The organism is Rhodococcus sp. (in: high G+C Gram-positive bacteria), from assembly GCF_049591685.1.
Lineage (GTDB): Bacteria > Actinomycetota > Actinomycetes > Mycobacteriales > Mycobacteriaceae > Rhodococcoides.
Genome location: NZ_JBAWFH010000290.1, coordinates 1 through 4,947, shown reverse-complemented (window position 1 = coordinate 4,947; position 4,947 = coordinate 1). Strand labels below are relative to the sequence as shown.

General features: G+C 59.5%; 5 protein-coding genes. 1 reads left to right on the top strand and 4 read right to left on the bottom strand.

The window, feature by feature from the left end; all coding sequences use genetic code 11:
• Positions 1-822 precede the first annotated feature (822 nt).
• The 4 genes from WBQ44_RS12090 to WBQ44_RS12075 form a co-directional block, all read right to left on the bottom strand.
• On the bottom strand, positions 823-1,767 hold the full coding sequence (locus tag WBQ44_RS12090; protein WP_495566928.1) for a formylglycine-generating enzyme family protein: 945 nt from the start codon (positions 1,765-1,767) through the stop codon (positions 823-825).
• Positions 1,768-1,833: 66 nt separating this feature from the next.
• A complete protein-coding gene (locus tag WBQ44_RS12085; protein ID WP_495566927.1) occupies positions 1,834-2,148 on the bottom strand; it encodes a DUF202 domain-containing protein in 315 nt (104 codons plus the stop codon).
• Positions 2,145-2,474: a YidH family protein gene (locus WBQ44_RS12080; protein WP_495566926.1), complete on the bottom strand. Its 330-nt coding sequence runs from the start codon at positions 2,472-2,474 to the stop codon at positions 2,145-2,147. Before WBQ44_RS12080 ends, WBQ44_RS12085 begins: the two co-directional genes overlap by 4 nt.
• Complete coding sequence (locus WBQ44_RS12075; RefSeq protein WP_495566925.1) at positions 2,471-3,655, bottom strand: LacI family DNA-binding transcriptional regulator; 1,185 nt, start codon at positions 3,653-3,655, stop codon at positions 2,471-2,473. The genes WBQ44_RS12080 and WBQ44_RS12075 overlap by 4 nt, the downstream gene beginning before the upstream one ends.
• 43 nt (positions 3,656-3,698) lie before the next feature.
• Between WBQ44_RS12075 and WBQ44_RS12070 the strand changes: the two genes are divergently transcribed.
• Positions 3,699-4,947: MFS transporter (locus tag WBQ44_RS12070; protein ID WP_495566924.1), on the top strand; the 1,249-nt coding region annotated here is incomplete at its 3' end.

The following is a 4,947-nucleotide window of genomic DNA, read 5'->3' as shown; positions in this document are numbered from 1 at the left end:
CGGCTGTACCGGCGTCCGAAGAAAGTCCGGCGGCGCCGCTCGCGGTTCCCGACCGGCGCTAGCCTGTATTCGACCCGACGTCGCGCACCCGTGCGAGGAGCTGTACCCGCGTACGCGCGACCCGCGAGCGGACGGACGAGGTCGGTGCCGTCGGGTTCAGTCGTGGCTGCGGTGCGAGCAGTAGTCGCGAGTTGTCCTTCAAAGATGCGGCATTGCCGTCACGAGAGACGGCGATGGTGTTGCTAAGGAACAACATTCGTCTCGATTGCGGGGAATTGCGTGGATACCTGTCCAACCAGCTTTCGGTAGAAACGGCGACGTGGATCCGGTAGTGCGACCGAGCACCCGGCGATTTCGTCAGGATTGCAATGCCCCACCGATGGCATATTTACCAAGGCGCTTGTTCCTGACCCGTCGGGCCCTGACGTAGTGCGGGCGCCCGGACGCGTGAGTGATCGATGCAGTGTTGGCGAACGCGTGCATTCTGCCGGCAATTTCGATGAGCGAACCTAGGGAATTCCTGCGAGCGCCGTCAGCTGCGACGTCCTGGCCAACAACGGCCCGAGCTACCGGCTCAAAGACCGGCCAGGACTCTTCACAACAGTCGAAGCACCGGCATCATGAACCTGCCGGACACCGACACGTCAGGTCGTACACAGACCGGCACGTGAGGTCGTCCACCGATACCGCCGCAGAACCCTTCGCCTTGCTGATAATGACGGCCTGCATCCACACTGACATACGGCACTATCGAATACTGCACCTTCGCCAGTGGCGGGCGAAACTCTTGACCTCCACGCAATCAGATCGACGGGCGGCTTTTCACAAGTCGTTTGCGCAGCGAAACCCGATGTTCATGGCAAAGGAGTCAGGGGTGTTCGAAGATCGCGCTGCAGTGCGGTATCGATTGCAGTAAGAGTCATGGCAGAGAAACGATCCCCCGCGCATCACTCGGTTGGGTCCGTGCTTCGGGCCGGTGGGGTTGGTGGCAGGAGAGTGTTCGTACCATGTCGTCTCGAATCGGTCGGAGCACCACTCCCATACGTTTCCGGCGGTGTTATACAGGCCGAATGCGTTGGCACCGAAGCTCTTTACGGGAGCTGTGGTGAGGTATCCATCATCCAGGCTGTTGTAGTCGGGGAAGCGTCCCTGCCAGATGTTGCACCTCCACTGGCCTCGCGGTGTCAGTTCGTCCCCCCAGGGGTACCGCCGGCCCGCCAGCCCCCCTCGTGCGGCATTCTCCCACTCTGCTTCGGTAGGAAGGCGTTTCCCGGACCAACTGCAGTATTCGAGAGCGTCGTTCCATGAGACATGCACAACTGGATGGTTCTGTTTGTCGCCGATCGTCGAGTGTGCCCCCGCAGGCTGACGCCAACATGCACCGCGCACCAGCAGCCACCATGGAGTGCCCTCGACGGCGTGGATTACATCGCTGGCAGGTGCTTCGAGTGCCGAATGAAACACCACCGACATTCCGACTTCTTCAGCTTCGGTGACATAACCCGTGGCTTTGACGAAAGTTGCGAAGGAAGCGTTGGTAACTGTCGTTGCGTCGATGAAGTAGGAGTCGAGAGTCACTCGATGGGTGGGTCGTTCGCCGTCGCCGGCATATCCTTCTTCGAAAGGATCGCCCATGGTGAATGTCGTTTCGGGTATCAGCACTTGTCCACGTGTGCTTTTGGGTGCGCGCGCGGCGGTGCGGGCCAAACGGTTGGTCGACTGGGTCGGCCTTGGTTGCGGCGCACAACAAGGGGAGGATTCTGTCATCGGGTTTCTCCTGTCCGAGTTCTCGATAGGTGCAAGCACGCGACGATGGCATTCCGATCGGTATGACTACGACAGTAAGTAGAGCAACGCAGCACACGAAATCGACGCGCTCATGGCCAACAGAACTGATGGGACGAATGCGCGATTGTCTTTGTGATCGGCGCGATAGCGTCTCTTCCTGATGCGGAGTCCGATCGTTGCCATCAGCGCGCACAAAGCGACCACGCTGGTGGAGGCCAAGGCGAGAGTGGTCTGCGTGTGGGCCCATGAACGAGCGCTTAGGGCGGTGACCGCAACTGCGGTCAGCAGAGTGCGCCGCCATGCAAGATAGGTCCGTTCCGATTGCATACCGGGGTCGCGGTCGAACTCGTCGACGGTCACCAGATGATCAGCACAGCACATGCGGCCGCTGCAATGCAGACACCACCGACCGTAAGGCGAACCAAAATCGAACTTGGCAACGGTTCGCCGCGTCGCATTGCGGCTTGTACTTGTCTCCACCGTCCGAACGCACCCAGCGAAAGGACTGTAGCCAGCAACACGCAGACCGAACCGAGAAACTTGTGGGGGAAGCTCTCGGTGCCGACAGCGAACAGTTGACCCACGGCCACACCTCCTGCGAGCAAGGCTAGAGAGGTACGAATCCACGCCAGAAAGGTTCGTTCGTTTGCAAGGGTGAAGCGGTAGTCTGGCTCGTTGTCGGTCACGACACAACCTGCTGGACCTGTACGACTCCGCCAGCTGCGTTACTTGGCGGTCCCGTCGAACCACGAACGACGAACGATGCAGGAAGTATCAATCGGTTGCTCGCTTGTGCGCTTCTGTCGCCGTCAAGGGACGCCATCAGCATGTTCACTGCTGCACGTCCGATGTTCTCCATTGGCCCCACCCGCGCGGTCAGCGCCGGGGTGAAGAACTCGGCGGTAAAAATATCATCCAGCGCGACTACACTCACGGCGCCCGGCACTGCCACTCCGCGTTCAGCCAAGCGCCGCATGACACCGATGGCCAATAAGCCGTTATGGGTGATGACAGCCGTTACCCCCAGGTCAAGAGCAGCGTCCGCAGCGTTCGTACCGCCGGTGAGATACGGTGCGAACGGCCCAAGTTTGGTAATTTTGATGCCAAAACGATTGGCGGCGACTATCAGCGCTTCCCACCGCTTTGCCGAAACCCACGATGTTTGCGGACCGGCGAGATAAGCAATACGACCGTGCCCCAGACCCACCAGATGCGCCACCACCTGCCAAATACTTTCTCGTTGGTCGGCATTGACGGACGGCACCGCCGCAACCTCGCGACTGATGAGCACCACCGGCTGTCGCGAAGCGATCTCAGAGAGCTCCGCGTCGGGAAGCCGGCTTGCGCCGAACACGATTCCGTCGACGGCCCGGGACAACCGTTCGACGTGCAATCGCTCCGCATGCAGAGACTCCTCGGTGTCACCCAGAAGCAGCGTAAAACCAGCTGCTGCAGCCTGCCTCTCGGCTCCTCGGATAAGTCCGAAGAAGTGCGGGTTGGTGATGTCGGGAACGAGTAGCGCGATGGTCTCGGTCCGCCCGCGCAGCAATGCCCGCGCCGCAGGATGCCCCCCTCGATAACCCAGCTCATGGGCCACGGAGAGTACGTGCAGGCGGGTCGTTTCGCTGACGCGGTTCGGGTTCGTGAACGAGCGCGAGACCGTGGACGCTGCGACGCCTGCAGCGCGAGCCACGTCCGTGACAGTCGCTGTTCGTCCCCGAGTCTGCGTACTGGTCTTGCTCTTGCCGCCGGTCTTTTCCACCAAGACAGAGCCTCCATTCGAAGTCAACGAACTGTAGCTCGTCTTGGCAAATTTTGGCAATGCATTGCCATCCCGTGTGTGTGGTGTCACTGTTACGTCGATCAACGATCTTGCTCACCCTTCTCTAGACCTTCAATAGGAGACGCTTATGGCGCATTCGTCCGAATTCACGGTGCCCGACACGGAAACGCGGAGCAGTTCTCAAAGAACCCCTCGCAAGGCCGCGCTCGCGAGTTTTCTCGGCAGCGTTGTCGAGTATTACGACTTCTTCATCTTCGGGTCCGCAGCCGCGCTGATCTTTCCCAAAATATTCTTCCCCCAGGGTGACGCGTCGGCCGCGACTTTGGCGTCGTTGGCAACTTTCGGCGTGGCCTATGTGGCCAGGCCTCTCGGTGCGCTGATTCTCGGCCATCTCGGTGATCGAGTCGGTCGGAAGAAAATTCTCCTACTGACTTTGCTCATGATGGGCACCGCGACCATTTTGATTGGTTGCCTGCCGGGATACGACACTCTCGGCGTCGCCGCACCTATCCTTCTTGTTGTCCTCCGTCTGGTCCAGGGCCTGTCCGCTGGAGGCGAGCAAGCCGGAGCCACTTCGATGACCCTCGAGCACTCACAGGACTCCAAGCGCGCCTTCTACACCAGCTTCACACTGGGCGGTACCCAAGCAGGACAGCTCTTGGCGACACTAGTCTTCATTCCTGTAGCTGCGCTACCGGACGAGCAACTGTTGTCGTGGGGATGGCGACTGCCCTTCCTCGCGAGTGGGATCGTGGTGCTTCTCGCACTGTGGGTTCGTACCAGCATCGAAGAAACTCCTGTATTTGCCGAAGAAAAGGCCCAACAGTCAATTGTGAAGGTTCCCATGCTGGAACTTCTCCGATACTACAAACTCGCGATGCTTCGGGTGATCGGAATTTCCCTCTATGCAGTGTCCGGAACCATCATGGGCGTGTTTGCGCTTACTTACGGAACTGAATCCGCAGGAGTTGCTCGATCGACCCTGTTGTGGTCAGCGGCACTCGCGAACGTCGTTCAAGTACTGTCGATCCCGTTCTGGGCCGTGCTCGGTGACAAAATCGGACGTCGCCCGGTGCTGGTGATCGGCCTTGCCGCTGTTGCGATCTCGTTCTTCACGTACTTCAGTGCAATCGGCACTGGTTCTGTCCTGCTGATTTTTATAGCATCGTTCTTTTTCGGCGCAGTAGGCTCAGCCAAGAACGGTGTGGTGTCTGCCTTTGCAGCTGAGATGTTCGATGCCCGAGTCCGGTTCTCAGGCATTGCAGTATCCAACCAGATCGGCTTTTTGCTCGCTGGGTTCGCGCCCACAATTGGCTACGCGATACTCGCAGACGGTTACTGGGGTTGGGTTCCCGTAGCGATTTTCGGTGCTGTCT